Raw genomic sequence first — 16,714 nt, 5'->3', positions numbered from 1 at the left:
GCTATTTCTCTTCCTTGTTGGCTTGCGCCTGATTGCCATGGTCATGTACGCCATGTCCATGCCCAAAAAAATGCATCAATGGACAGATCAACAGAATGAGATAGGGCAAATATGGATAAACGTGGCTGAAATGCTCCCGCACCACGTAGAAGGCGCCGATCACAATGAACATAATCAGTACAACGCCTGTTTTGCGCGTCCAAAATGGGGTGGTGATGCTTCCAGCCGGATGCTGATGGTTATTCATGATCTAGACCCCAGTGTGTGAGCGAGTTGCTCTGATGTCTGCCTCAGAGCGTAGCCAACTCTTGAGGAGACGCGGGTTTAGCGGTCAGTTCAGGCTCAGTTCAGGTCAAATTGACCGACCATCCCAGACTGGTAATGACCTGGCACGTTACAGGCAAATTGAAGTCCAGTTGTATTGTTGAAGGTCCAGATCAATTCCTTTGTTGCTCCTGGCTCGATCAGCATGCTGTTCGGGTCGTTGTGTTCCATTCCAACCATCTTCATCCCTCCCATGCTGTGACCCATGCTGCCCGTCATTTTCCCTGACCCGGTGGGTGTAAGCGTTCCATTCTGGAACATGCTCGCCATTTCTTTTTGGTGCGCGGCATGAGCGGCGGCTTGGCCGATATTGAATTCGTGCAGCAGTGCGCCCTTATTACGAAGGACAAAACGAATAGTCTCACCAGGCTTCACATCGATGTTTTTAGGCATGAAGAAAATATCACCCATCTCCACATCTACCGTACGGGTCACCGCAGAGGCGACGCCAGGCTGGCCGATGTCCTCTTTGCCATGACCTACGTCTGCCATGGCCGTCGCACCGAAGAATAAGGTGATCGCCGCAATAACTGGGGTAACGAGCTTAGCTTTCATGATGACCTCAAGAGCAAATGGAAAACACTAGCTATGCTAAAAGGATAGAGCTGCCAGCTAACTGACGTGAACACTACATTTCTGTCAGTTTCCAAGAGTAGTGCGGCGCGCATATGACGCCGTACCAACCGAGCGGATCAAACAGCCCATCGGAGGTACCCGGTTACTGATGGTTCTCAGAAAGCATCAGTTTGTGTTCGCGCTGCATTTGGTTCAAAACGTCATCAACCATAGCGTCGTGCTTTTCCATCCAGGAAAGATGTTCCTGAGGCGACATTGATGCTTTTGGGTGATCCTGATGGAGTTGGTTCATGATCTCGCCCAGCAGTTTCATATGCTCGGCCATGTGTACATGGCGCTCTCCCTCTGGGGCTTTTTCAGCTTGCACCAAGGTCGCTTCTGCTTTGTCGCGTAGGCTTTCCATACGCTCCGCAATCCGATCTGCGCCACCTTCAGCCAAAGCAGACGCTGAGATGAGTATCGAACCCACAAAGATAAGGATTTTTAGATGATTCATGAGGAAGCTCCTTTTTGATCTGTTTTCCGGCTCCCCCAAGGTTTCATGCGGAGGCGTCGGTCGAGTACTAGGGAGTACTCATGCTCGAACCCTAGACAGCACTCGCTGACATCTACCTGAAGCCAATATTACTTTTCTGTCAGTTGCTGGTTGGCAGAAGCATTTCCTTGCAGACTCATCATCACAATCATTCGAGAGCCACCCCCATGAGACTTCTGGTTGCGGAAGACGAACCCAAAATAGGCATTTATTTGCAGCAAGGTCTTGCTGAGGCAGGGTTCAATGTTGATCGCTTTACCAATGGTAAGGAGGCGCTTCAACACGCGTTGAGCGAGGCTTATGACCTGCTGATTCTCGATGTGATGATGCCTGGGCTGGACGGATGGGAAGTACTTCAGAAGGTGCGGGCATCCGGAAAAAATGTCCCCGTGCTTTTTCTCACGGCGCGAGACCGCGTCGAGGATCGCGTCAAAGGACTTGAGCTGGGGGCAGACGATTACCTCATAAAACCCTTCGCTTTTTCTGAATTGCTTGCCCGCGTCAGAACGCTGCTGCGAAGAGGGAGTACAGCCCCCTCCCAAACTCATATGAAATTGGCTGATCTTGAGGTTGACCTGCTCAAGCGCAGGGTTGTCCGTGGAGGCAAACGTATAGATCTCACGGCCAAAGAGTTTGCGTTACTCGAATTGCTGCTCCGTCGTCGAGGTGAGGTGCTGCCTAAGTCGCTTATCGCTTCCCAGGTGTGGGACATGAACTTCGACAGCGATACGAACGTCATCGAGGTCGCCGTAAGGCGGCTCAGAGCAAAGATTGATGATGATTTTGAGGTCAAGCTTATCCACACCTCCCGAGGCATGGGCTACATGCTAGATGCGCCGGATTCTGGGACGGGGCTGGAATGAAGCGAATGTCTCTGACTACCCGCATGAGCCTGATGTTCATGCTAGCTGTAACGGCGGTGCTCACCGTCGCTGGACTCAGTTTTAACAGCCTTAGCCGGCATCATTTCAAAATGCTAGATCAGCAGGCGCTAAACGAGAAGCTACACTCGACCCAAAGAATTTTGACGGGATTGAGTAGCATTGACCAGTTCAGTGATGTTAAGCCTGAGTTGGAGGCGCTGCTGGGTGCTCACCGAGATTTGACAGCCCTGATCTTCGATGGTCACGGCAAGACCCTTTTTGCTGATCCAGGTCCAATCGATATTCCTGAAGACTTTCGCACGACCTCAAACAACAACGTTTGGGAGTGGCGTGATGATGAGCAAACGTTCCGGGGAATAACGGCGCAGGCGATTGTGACGGGACAAGAAAAACCGCTGACCGTTATGTTGATCTTTGACGTTACGCAACATATGGCGTTCTTTGAGACGCTTGAACGCTGGTTTTTGATAGGGTTGTTTATAAGCGCGCTGGTCAGTGCGGCGCTGGGCTGGATGGTCGCGAGCAGTGGACTAAGACCTATTCGCCAGGTTACTCAAGTCGCTGCGTCAATGTCTGCTAAATCGCTCAAAGAACGGATTCCTTTAGCGGCCGTTCCTAAAGAGCTTCAGCAGATGGTGCTTTCTTTTAATGCAATGTTATCTAGACTTGACGATGCATTTGTTCGCTTATCAAACTTCTCTGCGGACATTGCTCACGAACTACGAACACCAGTCAGCAATTTGATGACACACACCGAAGTGGTGCTTTCTCGAAAAAGGAATATTGAGGATTACGAAGACAACTTGTATTCGAATCTTGATGACCTGAAGCGTATGGGGCGGATGATCGATGACATGCTTTTTCTAGCGAAATCAGATAATGGTCTGATTACTCATGAAAACAAACCGATAGACTTGGTAGCGCTAGTAGAGAAATTACTCGAGTACTACCGCTTGTTGGCTGATGAGCAAGGCATCGACCTTAAGGTGACAGGGAGAGGCAGCGTCCGAGGTGACGTTCTTATGCTCGACAGGGCTATCTCTAATCTGCTCTCGAATGCCCTCCGGTACACCCCCGCAGGGAAATGTATCAGTGTCGATATAAGACAGGAAGGGACGTCAATCTCTATCTCCGTGGAAAACCCTGGAGAACCTATCGCTCCTGAGCACCTTGAAAAACTGTTTGATCGATTTTATCGAGTGGACCCCGCTCGTAGAGAAGGAAACCCAAGTAATGCGGGGCTAGGCTTATCAATCACTCGATCAATCATAGAGTCACACGACGGCAAGATATGGTGCACGTCGTCAGCTGGAAAAACAGCTTTTCATATACAACTCCCTTGTGCGAGTGCAGAAAATGCCTAATCAACAACCCCATATACACCCGAGCAGCTATGTGGTCTTGCGAACGGTTTTCACGGTGTGAACGTCGCAAAACGGAAGCCCATTTTAACCATCTTTTCAAGAAATTCAGCGTCCCAAAGCAGGTCCAAGCTGACTGAAATGTAATCGAATAGTTTGCGTTCGTGTGGCATCGTGTACTTGCGCTGTGACGTTGGAATTCTTGTGATTATTCCTGTCCAGGTCGCCCTAGAACACGGAATCTGCTAGGTAGCTCGCCAGTGTTTTTAATAAGCGTAAAAGTAATAACTAGATACTCATCAAAAACCTAGAACCAACAGCTTTTGCTGTGAGGAGTCTTGCATGTCATTCCTTAAAACCACCACCGTAGCTGTAGCACTGACAGCGGGTTTGCTTTTGAGTGCAGTTGCTCAGGCACATCCAAAGCTGCTTTCTTCTACTCCAGCAGAAGGGTCGGATGTTGCTGCTCCTGCGAAAATTGAACTGCAATTTTCTGAGAATCTAACGACTCAGTTTTCCGGTGCTAAGCTGATCATGACCGATATGCCCGGCATGCCTAACTCCCCAATGGGCGTTAAAGCAGCTGTTGCAGGCGGGGGAGATCCTAAGACGATGGTAATTACGCCTGCATCGCCATTGACCACAGGTACTTATAAAGTTGAGTGGCGTGCCGTCTCGTCTGACACTCATCCCATCACCGGCAATTTTTCTTTCAAAGTGAAATGATTCATGAGCGACTCAATAAATATAGCTGTTCGCTTTGCTCTATATTTTGATCTGATGCTGTTATTTGGACTGGCAATATTTGGTCTTTATAGCCTGAGGGGAAAAGAGAGAGTATCGGGAGCGGTTTTAAATTTTGAGTCGCTTCTTTACAGTACATCTGTTTTAGGTGTGGCTCTGTCTCTAGCAGCCATGTTGTTGCTTGCGAAAGCTATGAGTGGTGTGTCGGGCTTCATGGAGCTACATCACCATATTTTTCAAATGGTTCTCATGGGGACGGACGTCGGTTTGACCTGGATGGTCCGGATAGTGGCGTTGCTGACGGCTGTTGTCGGCGTTGCTCTGAGTAAGCGCTTTCCGACACTCAGTCTTTGGATTGTCACTGTATGTGGCGCCATTGCGCTAGCGACGCTGGCATGGACAGGGCATGGTGCGATGGACGAAGGGAGCCGTCGTTACTGGCATTTTACTAGCGACATCTTCCATCTCTTGGCCGCAGGCGGTTGGTTGGGTGCGTTGGCAGCATTTGCACTGCTGCTGCGTTTAAAATCGCTGAAAGGTGATCAGGAAGTACGAGTTCTTGCTCGGGTACTGACAGGGTTTGAATCGGCCGGCGCGGTGATTGTAGTGATCATCAGTATAACGGGCGTGGTGAATTATCTATTTATCGTAGGACCGAGCCTCGATGAGGTGATGCTCAGCACTTATGGCCAGTTGCTATTTTTGAAAGTCCTGCTATTTGCAGGGATGATCGTATTAGCCACGCTTAACCGTTTTCATCTAAGCCCCTTATTGGAGCGATCAGTTCGCAATGGCGAATACACTGTCGCGGTGAATGCCTTGCGCCGTAGCATGAAACTTGAGTTTTCAATGGCGGTCATCATTATCTGTCTTGTCGCATGGTTAGGTACTTTAAGCCCTGTCATGGAAATGAGCGCAGCATAGACGTTGGTAACAGCCAATACAGGAGTCTTAAGGGTGAATTGTAAGAGCCATTTGCACCGTCTACACTTTAGCCCATGAAACGCTATGTGCGGTTTTGCCTGATTTTCCTAATTAGCTTGGCGCTTCCCCTTAGCGGGATGGCGGGTGTTCAGGCATCGACTGAACCATGCCCGATGAAAACCATGGGTATAGCGATGATGGATGGTATGGGTCAAGACTGCTGCCACGACATGAAAAGTACCGCTGAGCATGGCAAACCTTGTAAGTCGGGCCAGGAATGCAAAACGGGCGGCATGCTGCAAGTCTCGATCATCAAGCCTCCTATTACCTTGTCCAGTCCAATCGTTCTGCCCTTCTCCAGCCATTTCCCACTCGTACAAACCCCTTCTGGGTTATGGCGACCTCCCCGTACTTGATTCCTGTACCACACTGAGCCTCATTCCGCGTTAGCGGGATGGCATATCTGCGCGCATGTCTTATGAAGCGCGCGGTGGATCATCACAGGAATCGTGAACATGAACTCCAACTGCTTTTGCACAGGTTGGTCCCTCGTGGCCGGCCTGGCGGCAAGCGTACTGGCATTGCCGAGCCTTGCTGGTGCATTGACACTCGATGAAGCGCTGCGGCTGGCCGAAAACAATGCACCGTCGTTGACCGCACAAGACGCCAAAATTCAAGCAGCCACCAGTGCGGCCATTCCCGCCGGCGAACTACCCGATCCCAAGCTACTGCTGGGCGTGCAGAACTACCCCATTGGTGGTGCCGACAGATGGAGCATCGACCAGGACTTCATGACCATGCAAGTGGTCGGGATCAGACAGGAGATGCCCAACAGCGATAAGCGCAAAGCACGTATCGAGGTCGCGGATGCGGCTGTTGATCGAGCGTCCGCTGAGCGTCGAGTGGCGCGTCTGAACGTCCGACAGTCCACGGCATTGGCCTGGATCAGTAGCTACTCGGTTGAGCGTAAAGATGCGATGTTCCAGGACTTCTACAAAGAAAACCGTCTTCTGACCGATACCGTCAGATCTCAGATTGCGGGTGGCCGCGCCCAACCCGCCGATGCGGTGACACCTAAACAGGAAGCTGCCCAACTGGCGGAGCAGCAGGATGATTTAGTTCGCCAACGTGCACAGGCCCGGGCGGCCCTCAAGCGCTGGATTGGCCCTGCTGCCAATGACAAACCGGCGGGCAGCTTGCCTGATTGGCCCATTGAAACCTCTGGATACTCCCATAAGCTGCAACATCACCCTGAATTGGCGGCGTATGTGCCGATGACCCGTGAAGCACAAGCCAAGATCCGTGAAGCTGAGGCGGAAAAGCAATCTGACTGGAGCTGGGAATTCGACTATCAGCATCGAGGCAAACAATTCGGTGACATGGTTAGCGTCCAGTTTTCATGGGATCTCCCGCTGTTTCCTGACTCTCGGCAAAACCCCAAAATTGCGGCAAAGCACGCCGAACTCAACCAGCTTGAGGCTGAGCGGGAAGCTCTGTCGCGCGAGCATACCCAGCAACTGGAGGATGAGTTGGCCGACTACGAGCGACTCAATCGTGCAGTCAACCGTAATCAGGAAAGCTTGTTGCCGCTGGCTAAAGAAAAGGTTGAACTCACCATGGCTAGCTACCGTTCCGGCAAAGGTGATTTGAACTCGGTTGTGGCCGCCCGACGCGAACTCATCGAAGCCCGTCTCAAGCAGATTGACGTTGAAGAGCAACGTGCTCTCACCAGCGCTCGCCTGTATTTCTCTTACGGGGAGCCCGCTCAATGAATTTCAAAGTATGGAAAGGGACTTTAGTTGTCGGCATCTCGATCGCCTTGGGTGTTGCCGGAGGTTACTGGTTAGCCCAACCGCGAATGAGCGAAGTAGCTAGTGTCGAGCCGGATCAGGAAGCCAAAGCCTCTGCCGATCGAAAGGTTCTGTATTGGTATGACCCCATGTACCCACAACAGAAATTCGATAAACCGGGTAAGTCACCCTTCATGGACATGCAGATGATCCCCCAATACGCAGATACCAAGGGGGACAGCGGCGGCATTCGAATTGATCCAAGCCTGACTCAGAACCTTGGTGTGCGACTGGCTCGTGTCAGTCGAGGGGTATTTGCCTCGACACTGAACGTGGTAGGTGTTCTGGCCTTCAACGAACGGGACGTTGCAGTCATTCAGGCCCGTACGGCGGGCTTTGTCGAGCGCGTGTACGGCCATGCATCTGGTGATGTGCTGAAAGTGAATGCCGCCTTGGCAGATATCTTGGTGCCGGATTGGGCAGCTGCTCAAGAGGAATTTCTCGCCCTCAAGCGTAGTGGCGATGCTGACTTGCTGACAGCGGCCCGCCAGCGATTGAGGCTCACCGGAATGCCAACTAAGTTAATTGCTCAAGTTGAGCGCAGTGGCAAAGTTCAACCGAACCTGACTCTGACCAGCCCTATTGGTGGTGTGCTTCAAGAGCTGAGTGTGCGTGAAGGTATGACGGTGGCCGCAGGCGAGACGCTGGCGCGTGTTAATGGTTTGAGCAGTGTCTGGCTGGCCGTGGCAGTACCAGAGTCGGAGGCTGGGTCAATCGTCGTAGGGCAAGCAGCCGAAGCGCGTTTGTCCGCGCTCCCTGGAGTTGTGCTCAAGGGCGTCGTCAGTGCGATTCTTCCGGAAACCAGTTCGGACAGTCGCACACTTCGCGTTCGAGTTGAGTTACCCAATCCGGATGGCCGACTCAGGCCAGGTTTGACCGCGCAGGTAAGTCTCAATCGTTCGACGGAGCAAAGTGTTTTGTGGGTGCCGAGCGAGGCCGTCATTCGTACAGGTCGACGTACGTTGGTCATGCTCTCTGAAGACGCTGGTCGATATCGCCCGGTGGAGGTGCAGTTAGGCCAAGATAACGATGGCAAAACGCTGATATTGAACGGCTTGGAAGAGGGGCAAAAAGTGGTGACTTCTGGCCAGTTCCTTCTCGACTCGGAGGCCAGTCTCAAGGGCGTTGTCGCAAGCTCACTGGACGTTTCGCCATCTACTGTAACCGCAGGCGCTTTGCATGAGGCCGATGGTCAGATCGTTGAGATCAACGACAAAGAAGTCACGCTCGCCCACGGTCCCTTCAGAACATTGGGTATGTCAGGCATGACGATGACTTTCCCTCTCGCCGCTCCAGCTCTGATGAAGGATCTTAAAACGGGCGACAAGGTTCGGATCGCTGTCAGCCAGACGGAAGATGGTCTGCGCGTTGAGCGTCTGGAACGCTCTGGGAGCCAGCCATGATCGCGGCCCTTATTCGCTGGTCGGTGGCTAACCGCTTTCTTGTGTTGCTAGCGACGCTGTTTGTCACGGCATGGGGGATCTGGGCGGTTCAAAGTACGCCCATTGACGCATTGCCAGACCTGTCGGATGTTCAGGTAATTATCCGTACACCTTATCCAGGCCAAGCCCCACAGATCGTAGAGAACCAGGTCACCTATCCATTGGCAACCACTATGCTCTCTGTGCCTGGTGCCAAGACTGTGCGCGGTTATTCCTTCTTTGGCGACAGTTTCGTTTACGTACTATTCGAAGACGGAACTGACTTGTACTGGGCCCGCTCGCGCGTATTGGAATATCTGAGCCAGATACAAAGCCGGCTTCCGGCCAGTGCCAAGCCCGCATTAGGACCTGATGCCACTGGGGTTGGCTGGATTTTCCAGTACGCCCTGGTAGACCGAAGCGGCGGGCATGATTTGGCGCAGTTACGTGCCTTGCAGGACTGGTTCCTCAAATTCGAGCTTAAGACCCTACCGAACGTTGCGGAAGTGGCCACGGTGGGTGGCATGGTAAAGCAGTACCAGGTGCAGCTTGATCCGGTGAAGTTGGCCAGCTTGGGTATCACGCAGTCTGAAGTGACCGAGGCGATCGGCAAGGCCAATCAGGAAACTGGTGGGGCGGTGCTGGAGATGGCGGAGACCGAGTTTATTGTGCGGGCTTCCGGCTACTTGAAGACCCTCAATGATTTTCGTGCTATCCCACTCAAACTGGGCACGGGTGGTGTGCCGGTCACTCTGGGCGATGTTGCCACGATTCAGATGGGGCCTGAGATGCGTCGAGGCATCACCGAACTCGATGGCGAAGGTGAGACCGTCGGCGGCGTGGTAATTCTGCGCAGCGGTAAGAATGCTCGAGAAACCATTGCGGCGGTCAAGACCAAACTCGACGAGCTGAAAAGCAGTCTGCCAGCGGGGGTAGAAATCGTCACTACCTACGACCGCAGCAAGTTGATTGATCGTGCCGTGGAAAACCTCAGCCACAAGCTGATCGAAGAGTTCATCGTCGTCGCGTTGGTCTGCGGAATCTTTCTCTGGCACCTGCGTTCATCTCTGGTGGCAATCATCTCCCTGCCGGTTGGGGTGCTGATCGCCTTCATCGTGATGCGCTATCAGGGTATCAACGCCAACATCATGTCCCTTGGCGGGATTGCCATCGCCATCGGCGCCATGGTCGACGCTGCCGTGGTGATGATTGAAAACGCCCACAAGAAGGTCGAGGCTTGGCACGTGGCCAATCCTGGGGAGGAACTGAAAGGTGAACGTCATTGGCACGTGATGACTGAAGCGGCTGCCGAGGTAGGACCTGCATTGTTCTTCTGTCTGCTGATCATCACCCTGTCGTTTATTCCGGTGTTCACGCTGGAGGCTCAGGAAGGACGTCTATTCGGTCCCTTGGCGTTCACCAAAACCTATGCTATGGCCGCAGCGGCTGGACTGTCGGTAACTCTAGTTCCGGTGTTGATGGGGTATTGGATTCGCGGACGAATTCCTAATGAGCAACAGAATCCGCTAAATCGCTGGTTGATCCGGATCTACGAGCCCGCTCTGGACGCCGTATTACGTCGACCTAAAGTAACGCTGCTGGTTGCGTTGCTAGTCTTTGTCAGCGCGTTGTGGCCGATCTCTCGTCTGGGTGGTGAGTTTCTTCCCCCGCTGGACGAAGGGGACCTGCTCTATATGCCATCAGCTCTGCCTGGATTATCGGCGCAGAAGGCCGCGCAACTGCTTCAGCAGACTGACCGTCTGATAAAGACAGTTCCAGAGGTCGAACACGTTTTCGGAAAAGCCGGCCGCGCTGAAACCGCGACTGACCCGGCACCGTTGGAAATGTTCGAGACCACCATTCAATTCAAACCACGCGAACAGTGGCGCCCAGGCATGACCCAGGAAAAGCTCGTTGAGGAGCTAGAACAAGTGGTGCGTGTCCCAGGATTAACCAACATCTGGATACCGCCTATTCGTAACCGTATCGACATGCTGGCCACCGGCATAAAAAGCCCGATTGGCGTGAAGGTTGCCGGTACCAACCTGACGGAGATCGATGCCGTCACCCAAGCCATCGAGCGTGTTGCCAAGGACGTCTCAGGTGTCAGTTCAGCGTTAGCCGAACGACTGACCGGTGGCCGCTATATTGATGTGGATATCGATCGCAAAGCTGCGGCACGCTATGGGTTAAATATTGCCGATGTGCAATCGATCGTGGCCGGCGCAATCGGCGGTGAAAACGTCGGGGAGACGATTGAAGGGTTGGCTCGTTTCCCAATTAACGTACGTTACCCTCGTGAGTGGCGGGATTCGCTCGGCGCTTTGGAGCAGTTGCCGATCTACACCCCGCTAGGCAGCCAGATCACCCTTGGCACCGTGGCGAAGATCAAGGTCAACGACGGGCCGCCAATGCTCAAGAGTGAGAACGCACGGCCTTCAGGCTGGGTGTACATCGATGTGCGTGGCCGGGACATTGCCTCCGTAGTCGCCGATCTACGCCGGGTCGTCAGTGAGCAGGTCAAGTTGCAGCCCGGCATGAGCCTGAGCTACTCAGGTCAGTTCGAGTTTCTCGAAAGGGCCAACGCACGACTCAAACTGGTGGTGCCTGCCACGCTGTTGATCATCTTCGTGTTGCTCTACCTGACATTTGCACGACTTGATGAGGCTTTGCTGATTATGGCCACGCTGCCATTCGCTCTCACGGGCGGGGCATGGTTTCTCTATCTGTTGGGATTCAACCTGTCGGTTGCCACCGGGGTCGGCTTTATCGCCTTGGCCGGTGTTTCTGCCGAATTTGGCGTGATCATGCTGCTCTACCTGAAAAATGCATGGACCGAGCGTCAAGACCTCGGTGACAACACAGAACGCGGGTTGATGGCCGCGATTTGTGAAGGCGCTGTCCAGCGCGTTCGACCTAAGGCTATGACCGTGGCAGTGGTTATCGCTGGTTTGTTACCTATACTTTTGGGAGGCGGTACCGGTAGCGAGGTTATGAGCCGCATTGCCGCCCCGATGATTGGCGGTATGGTTACGGCACCCTTGCTATCACTGTTTGTGATCCCGGCGACCTATCACCTCTTGCGTCGTCGACACTTGTCCGCTGAGCCTGGCAAGCACTGACGCGTAAAAACGCATACGAAAGGGGCTGCGCTTGCAGCCTCGTTTGAGCTGCACAGCTCGTTTTCATCAGTCCTACATACGCTGTTGTCAGTGCCATTACCCACCAGCACTTGCCAGAAAACGAACGCCGCCACTACTGCCTTTCGATGAGCCAAAAAAGCATCCTGCTCAAAGGCGACTCAGCATTCGTCACCCTCAGATCTCTCTTGAAATCGGGACGAATGACCCTAATATGATCTTATCTTGCCATCATCGTTTTCAATCATGGATGTTTTTCGGGGGTCGGTCGAAATGGCAGAACAAGAAGACGCTAAGCCCGCAAGCGGGCGCTTCAACACAAATGATGAGACGAAGCGGATCGTATGGACCCAGACCGCTGGTCATTGTGAACTGTGCGGCACGGATCTGACGTTCGATTATCGTGCCGGCAAGCCAATGAAATGGGGAGAAGTGGCGCATATCCTGCCCGCCAGTCCCAAAGGCCCTCGGGGACGCGCGGATCATGATGCTGAGGCGCACACAAACAATACCGCTAATCTGATGCTCCTGTGCCCAGGTTGTCATGACAAAATTGATCGTGACGCAGATGGGTATCCTGAAAATGATTTGAGTGGTTTACACCAAGCGTACTTGGAACGCATCCGACTCGCCGCAACGACCCCCGATGGTGGCAGAGCCATTCCTCTCATCGTCCAGAGTCAGCATTTTCAGACGATCAACGATATCCCCTTTCGCGATCTGTTGACTGCGATGTCCGCCGAGGGATTAACCGCCTTCGATCAAGGCATCAAAATCGCCTTCGCTGCACCCGGACCACGTGGCAGGGACACTACCTATTGGCAGAACGTCAAAGACAGCGTCCAGTATGAGCTGGAGCAGCAACTCAAGCGTCGCGGCGGCACTTATGGCGATTCGCCCGCGCTAGCAGTAGTCGGCTTGGCCGACATTCCGGCCTTGATGATGTTGGGCCAGAGTATCGGCGACCGTTCCAAACGCCTGATCTTCTCTTTTCACCGCGAGCATCTTTTGCGCTGGCCCGATCAGTCTGCTGAGCCGCCTAGTTTTCTGTTTACGCCTCCACCCAACGGCGATGGCCCACTGGCGTTGGTGCTCTCCATTTCTGCGCAAGTTCCAGTTCGCGACGTGACCGACGCTCTACCCGGTGCACGTATTGCAGAGCTGTCGATCCCAGAACCAAGCTACGCGATGGTACAGAACCGTCGGGTGATTCATGCCTTTCGCGACGCACTTCAAATACGACTGAGCCAGCTTGAGGCTCTGACTCCTGACCCTATCCACGTCTTCGCCGCCATTCCTGCGGCATTGGCCATCGAGTTTGGCGCGTTGCTCACAACACAGCATCAACATACATACCTGATCTTCGATCGGGACAAAGAAAACCAAGATCGGTTTACGCAAACACTGCAATTGGGTCCCGTGGCCCAGGAGGCTATGTAATGCTTTTGAGCAACGAACAGACCAAGCGCAGCAGTTGGGAATATTTTCTGCTTCGCGCCGCGCGGGAAATCTCGCTGTCGGAAGCGCAGTACGAAAAAATCAATGACCGCTACTCCCAACTGGAAAAAATCCTCTCGGCTTCCGACAACCCGCTGCTCGCTGAAGCCCATATTTTCGTTCAAGGCTCGATGCGGCTGAAAACGACCATCAAGCCAATCCCCGGCGCGCCTGCGGATCTTGACACCATTGATGCGGACGCAATTATTTGGCTTCCTCACGCTCAGGGCGCTGGTGCAAAGGAAGTTCTAGAAGCGATTGAGCAGCGTTTTAGGGAAGGCTCCCGCGTTCAAGAAGAAGTTAAGCAATTACGTCGTGGCATCCGGATCGTTTATGCCGACGAAAATCCAGGTTTCCACATCGATGTCACGCCTGCCCGCGCGATCAACGGAAATGGCGAAGCAAACGGCGAAGGTAAGCTGGAGGTTCCGGATCGGGTCACAGGGTGGAAAGCAAGCAGCCCTATCCCTTACTCGAATTGGTTACAGGTTGCTTCTGCCCAGGAAATCTCTCTGGAAAGCTTGGTAGTTGCCAAAAGCCAGCGGATGCTCGATGCCGCGACACAAGATCCATTGCCGCATTATCAGGATTACATCGATCAAGATCCCCTGCGTGCGACCATAAAGCTGCTCAAGCGGCATCGCGATGAATGGGCCATCAACACAAGGAGCTCTGATACTCGCCCCATATCTGCGGTCATCACCACCCTGGCCACTCACGCATACCTGGATGTCGTGAGGGAATCGCAGTCCAAGCCTTTGGCTCCGCTCGATGCAATTTTGGAAATCGTCCGCAGAATGCCGCAGCACATCGCGCATAGAGGTAACGATTGCTTTGTCTGCAACCCTGCCGATAACGGCGAAAACTTTGCAGAGAAGTGGAATCGACCGGGCGAGGGGCAAGGCTATCGCCAAGCATTTGCCAAATGGCATGCGGACGCCAGTGCATCTGTTTCATTGGGTTTGGAAAGTTTTGAATCCAACGATTCCTTTGCCGAGGCAGTGAAAAAGAATTTCGGTATTGCACCGGCATTCATTACGGCAGTGAACAATGAGATCCCTGCGAACTGGACGATGCCCGGCCGACCGGATGGCACTACTCGAAACTCTGCTTCGATGGGTTCGCTCTTCGGAGGGGCCAGCGGTGGCGGAACCTCTCAGTCGAGCGTAAAGCCAGTTGGACGCCTTGGCTGATCCTATTAAGACGCCATTGCAGCGCGGAATCGCCGCACTGCGAAACACCCTAGGTCAGGATGCTGCCGATGCATTGCTCCAGCCCGCACCCACGCGGGCTGACGAAGCGGCGTGCTTTCACTTCCCCTTGCCCACCGATTACACGGGGCAGGAGCGCCGACTGCGTATAGGTTTCCCCTCCAACTTTCCCCGTGGACTCTTGCGGCTGAACGTCGAACCCTCTCCATGGCTGGTTTGGCCGCATGCCACCAAGTCGGGGCTTTGCCTTCATGGCTTTCAGGAGCGCCCCATTATGGGCTCCCCGGAGGTCGTGGTAGAGGACAGCCTTGCTCGCTTGGCCCAGATCGTTTCGTTGTCCAAGATGGGATCAAACCAGGCAACGCGCGATATCGAATTTCAGAATGAGATCACTACCTACTGGTCTTTTCAGCACGGTCAGTCATTCCAGAACCTCTTACTGTTGGATCGCCCTCAGGCCGCCTCGCAGTTGTTTGCTCTCAGCGATCCGCGCCGGGTTATGCCATCCGGTCAGGAAACGGTTTGGTTAGCATCGAACGTAGCTGCACTCAAAGGGCATTACCGACGGGTTGTCGGGCGCTCCGCTGTCATTCGCGCGGCCGAAACTCCCGGTTTTTACGTCAAGCTTCAGACTTATCCGGATATCCGCACCCCGGATCCGGAAGATTTATTGCTGTGGCTCACGCCACACCTTCAACCAGACGATGCCGAGCAATTGCTGGCATGGTTTGAGCTGCATGGAACGTTGGCGAGTCGATGGATTGTTCTGGAGCTTCCAGGAGGGGCAGATGCTCCAACATATTGCCTCAATGTGCGCTCGCTCGGCGTACAGCAGGAGCGGGGGGCAAAGTTTGGCTTGCGTACAGCGCGCCGTCGGCCAGCTATCGCAAATGCACATCCTCCGGCGCTCGTCCGAGCAACTGCCCTGGACGTGCTTGATCGAGCGTCCATTCTGTCCCGCGATATAAGCGGTACTGCACAGCACCTTGAAAATGCTCGAGTCGTTTGTGTTGGCGTTGGCTCGTTAGGCAGTGCGGTGGCAATACAATTGGCACGATCCGGTGTCGGCCACCTTACCCTCATCGATCCTGACACTTTGGTGTCAGCCAATCTGGGGAGGCACGTTCTGGGAGCGGATAGCCTAGGTAGACTGAAAGCCTCCGCGTTGAGGGACAAGATTCTGTTAGATCTTCCGACGACAGAATGCACCGCTTATGCGACTTTTGCCGAAGTGGTGATGAGCAGCAAACCAGAAGTGTTTGATAACGCAGATCTGGTGGTGATCACGACAGCAGACTGGCAGTCGGAGGTCACTGTATGGCGAGCCAAATCAAGCGGCGCTCCTTGGGGGCTTTTACAAGCCTGGAGCGAACCGTATACCCAGGTAGGCCATGCGCTATTCGCACCAGCCGGCACCTTTGATGGCCGTCAGTTGTTCACGGACGTCGGCGATTTTCTGCATAGATTTACAGAGTGGCCGGGAGGCGGTGTTGTTCCACTGCCCGCGTGTGGCGAGAGCTTTATCCCAGGCGGCTCGCTGGGAATGACCAATATCGCCTCTATGGTGTCGCACACGGCCTTACGCGCATTGACCGGCAACATCGCCACTGCATCTTGGGTCAGCAGTATCTACAGGCCTGAAGATGTTCTGAGCCTAGGAGGCCAATACCATGGTCCCAAACTGCCAGAGGGAGCGCAGCAAATCTTACTCGAGCGCGGATGGCCGGAAGATAAGGACGAAACGGTATGACGGATATCGCATGGCGCTGGCGATGGCCGGAGGTGAATTCCGAGCTATTGGTGTCCCAAGCTGTCGCGGACATCTTGGATAGTCATCGGCAGGGCCTTTTTGGCGTGGAGCGAGGGGGACAGTTATTTGTCAACCCGGTTGATCCGAAAGGGTTGCTGCTGGCCTTGGCCACGTTGCCTCATCGCGCCGATCGGTCAGGCTGGTCTTGGCTAGAGTTGGATGCGGAGCGGTGCCGTCAGGAAATCCAGGCTGCCAACGAACAAGGGTTACGTCTGGTGGGCTATTGGCATACGCATCCCCAATCCGTTCCGGTGATCTCTCCGGCAGACATCGGAAGTTTCTCCAAATTTGCTGCACGTTACACGCAGGATCTGCCGCACCCAATAGCCGTTATTGTCGGCAAGTCCGAAAAACCAGAAGGTATCAAGGCGTGGTCGTTCAGGGACGGCAGATATGTTGAGGCAACCTGTATCAGATGAGCTTCGAGTCAGTGCGGT

The 16,714-nt window shown here is 53.8% G+C and carries 15 protein-coding genes; 12 read left to right on the top strand and 3 right to left on the bottom strand.

Translation table 11 applies throughout. The annotated features are described in order from the left end of the window. Window position 1 precedes the first annotated feature (1 nt). From B723_RS04905 to B723_RS04895, 3 genes are all read right to left on the bottom strand, one after another. Window positions 2–247, bottom strand: a complete 246-nt coding sequence (locus tag B723_RS04905; protein ID WP_017341641.1) for a DUF2933 domain-containing protein — start codon at window positions 245–247, stop codon at window positions 2–4. A 95-nt stretch (window positions 248–342) separates the two neighbouring features. Continuing rightward, complete coding sequence (locus B723_RS04900) at window positions 343–879, bottom strand: cupredoxin domain-containing protein (protein ID WP_017341640.1); 537 nt, start codon at window positions 877–879, stop codon at window positions 343–345. A 163-nt stretch (window positions 880–1,042) separates the two neighbouring features. Continuing rightward, entirely contained in the window at window positions 1,043–1,396 is a 354-nt protein-coding gene (locus B723_RS04895) for a co-regulatory protein PtrA N-terminal domain-containing protein (protein WP_017341639.1), read from the bottom strand. A gap of 206 nt (window positions 1,397–1,602) precedes the next feature. On the opposite strand from B723_RS04895, the gene B723_RS04890 reads away from it, so the two are divergent. From B723_RS04890 to B723_RS04840, 12 genes are all read left to right on the top strand, one after another. Beyond that, the gene (locus B723_RS04890) at window positions 1,603–2,298 is read left to right on the top strand and encodes a heavy metal response regulator transcription factor (protein WP_017341638.1); all 696 of its coding nucleotides are present in this window, start codon (window positions 1,603–1,605) and stop codon (window positions 2,296–2,298) included. Beyond that, window positions 2,295–3,683, top strand: coding sequence for a copper resistance membrane spanning protein CopS (gene copS / locus B723_RS04885; protein ID WP_031319189.1), 1,389 nt, complete (start codon window positions 2,295–2,297; stop codon window positions 3,681–3,683). Before B723_RS04890 ends, copS begins: the two co-directional genes overlap by 4 nt. 339 nt (window positions 3,684–4,022) lie before the next feature. Further along, window positions 4,023–4,406 carry a copper homeostasis periplasmic binding protein CopC gene (copC, locus tag B723_RS04880; RefSeq protein WP_017341635.1) on the top strand — a complete coding sequence of 128 codons (384 nt, stop codon included), beginning with the start codon at window positions 4,023–4,025 and terminating at the stop codon, window positions 4,404–4,406. 3 nt (window positions 4,407–4,409) lie between these two features. Next, the gene (gene copD / locus B723_RS04875) at window positions 4,410–5,348 is read left to right on the top strand and encodes a copper homeostasis membrane protein CopD (RefSeq protein WP_017341634.1); all 939 of its coding nucleotides are present in this window, start codon (window positions 4,410–4,412) and stop codon (window positions 5,346–5,348) included. Window positions 5,349–5,422: 74 nt separating this feature from the next. Next, the gene (locus B723_RS33590) at window positions 5,423–5,764 is read left to right on the top strand and encodes a hypothetical protein (RefSeq protein ID WP_080995097.1); all 342 of its coding nucleotides are present in this window, start codon (window positions 5,423–5,425) and stop codon (window positions 5,762–5,764) included. 99 nt (window positions 5,765–5,863) lie between these two features. Then, entirely contained in the window at window positions 5,864–7,120 is a 1,257-nt protein-coding gene (locus B723_RS04870; protein ID WP_017341633.1) for a TolC family protein, read from the top strand. Continuing rightward, on the top strand, window positions 7,117–8,601 hold the full coding sequence (locus B723_RS04865; protein ID WP_017341632.1) for an efflux RND transporter periplasmic adaptor subunit: 1,485 nt from the start codon (window positions 7,117–7,119) through the stop codon (window positions 8,599–8,601). The genes B723_RS04870 and B723_RS04865 overlap by 4 nt, the downstream gene beginning before the upstream one ends. Continuing rightward, window positions 8,598–11,741, top strand: coding sequence for an efflux RND transporter permease subunit (locus B723_RS04860; protein WP_031319188.1), 3,144 nt, complete (start codon window positions 8,598–8,600; stop codon window positions 11,739–11,741). The genes B723_RS04865 and B723_RS04860 overlap by 4 nt, the downstream gene beginning before the upstream one ends. 291 nt (window positions 11,742–12,032) lie before the next feature. After that, complete coding sequence (locus B723_RS04855; RefSeq protein WP_017341630.1) at window positions 12,033–13,199, top strand: SAVED domain-containing protein; 1,167 nt, start codon at window positions 12,033–12,035, stop codon at window positions 13,197–13,199. Further along, window positions 13,199–14,449: a nucleotidyltransferase domain-containing protein gene (locus tag B723_RS04850; RefSeq protein WP_017341629.1), complete on the top strand. Its 1,251-nt coding sequence runs from the start codon at window positions 13,199–13,201 to the stop codon at window positions 14,447–14,449. Before B723_RS04855 ends, B723_RS04850 begins: the two co-directional genes overlap by 1 nt. Next, on the top strand, window positions 14,433–16,217 hold the full coding sequence (locus B723_RS04845) for a HesA/MoeB/ThiF family protein (protein ID WP_031319187.1): 1,785 nt from the start codon (window positions 14,433–14,435) through the stop codon (window positions 16,215–16,217). Before B723_RS04850 ends, B723_RS04845 begins: the two co-directional genes overlap by 17 nt. Beyond that, window positions 16,214–16,696, top strand: a complete 483-nt coding sequence (locus B723_RS04840; RefSeq protein WP_017341627.1) for a Mov34/MPN/PAD-1 family protein — start codon at window positions 16,214–16,216, stop codon at window positions 16,694–16,696. The genes B723_RS04845 and B723_RS04840 overlap by 4 nt, the downstream gene beginning before the upstream one ends. Window positions 16,697–16,714 lie beyond the last annotated feature (18 nt).

It is taken from the genome of Pseudomonas fluorescens NCIMB 11764, assembly GCF_000293885.2.
Lineage (GTDB): Bacteria > Pseudomonadota > Gammaproteobacteria > Pseudomonadales > Pseudomonadaceae > Aquipseudomonas > Aquipseudomonas fluorescens_B.
This window is presented reverse-complemented; position numbering and strand designations above follow the sequence as displayed.

What these genes read in the sequence shown, in the direction of transcription:
- B723_RS04905 (WP_017341641.1), bottom strand. Translation starts at nt 247, where the DNA reads ATGAATAACCATCAGCATCCGGCTGGAAGCATCACCACCCCATTTTGG.
- B723_RS04900 (WP_017341640.1), bottom strand. Translation starts at nt 879, where the DNA reads ATGAAAGCTAAGCTCGTTACCCCAGTTATTGCGGCGATCACCTTATTC.
- B723_RS04895 (WP_017341639.1), bottom strand. Translation starts at nt 1,396, where the DNA reads ATGAATCATCTAAAAATCCTTATCTTTGTGGGTTCGATACTCATCTCA.
- B723_RS04890 (WP_017341638.1), top strand. Translation starts at nt 1,603, where the DNA reads ATGAGACTTCTGGTTGCGGAAGACGAACCCAAAATAGGCATTTATTTG.
- copS (WP_031319189.1), top strand. Translation starts at nt 2,295, where the DNA reads ATGAAGCGAATGTCTCTGACTACCCGCATGAGCCTGATGTTCATGCTA.
- copC (WP_017341635.1), top strand. Translation starts at nt 4,023, where the DNA reads ATGTCATTCCTTAAAACCACCACCGTAGCTGTAGCACTGACAGCGGGT.
- copD (WP_017341634.1), top strand. Translation starts at nt 4,410, where the DNA reads ATGAGCGACTCAATAAATATAGCTGTTCGCTTTGCTCTATATTTTGAT.
- B723_RS33590 (WP_080995097.1), top strand. Translation starts at nt 5,423, where the DNA reads ATGAAACGCTATGTGCGGTTTTGCCTGATTTTCCTAATTAGCTTGGCG.
- B723_RS04870 (WP_017341633.1), top strand. Translation starts at nt 5,864, where the DNA reads ATGAACTCCAACTGCTTTTGCACAGGTTGGTCCCTCGTGGCCGGCCTG.
- B723_RS04865 (WP_017341632.1), top strand. Translation starts at nt 7,117, where the DNA reads ATGAATTTCAAAGTATGGAAAGGGACTTTAGTTGTCGGCATCTCGATC.
- B723_RS04860 (WP_031319188.1), top strand. Translation starts at nt 8,598, where the DNA reads ATGATCGCGGCCCTTATTCGCTGGTCGGTGGCTAACCGCTTTCTTGTG.
- B723_RS04855 (WP_017341630.1), top strand. Translation starts at nt 12,033, where the DNA reads ATGGCAGAACAAGAAGACGCTAAGCCCGCAAGCGGGCGCTTCAACACA.
- B723_RS04850 (WP_017341629.1), top strand. Translation starts at nt 13,199, where the DNA reads ATGCTTTTGAGCAACGAACAGACCAAGCGCAGCAGTTGGGAATATTTT.
- B723_RS04840 (WP_017341627.1), top strand. Translation starts at nt 16,214, where the DNA reads ATGACGGATATCGCATGGCGCTGGCGATGGCCGGAGGTGAATTCCGAG.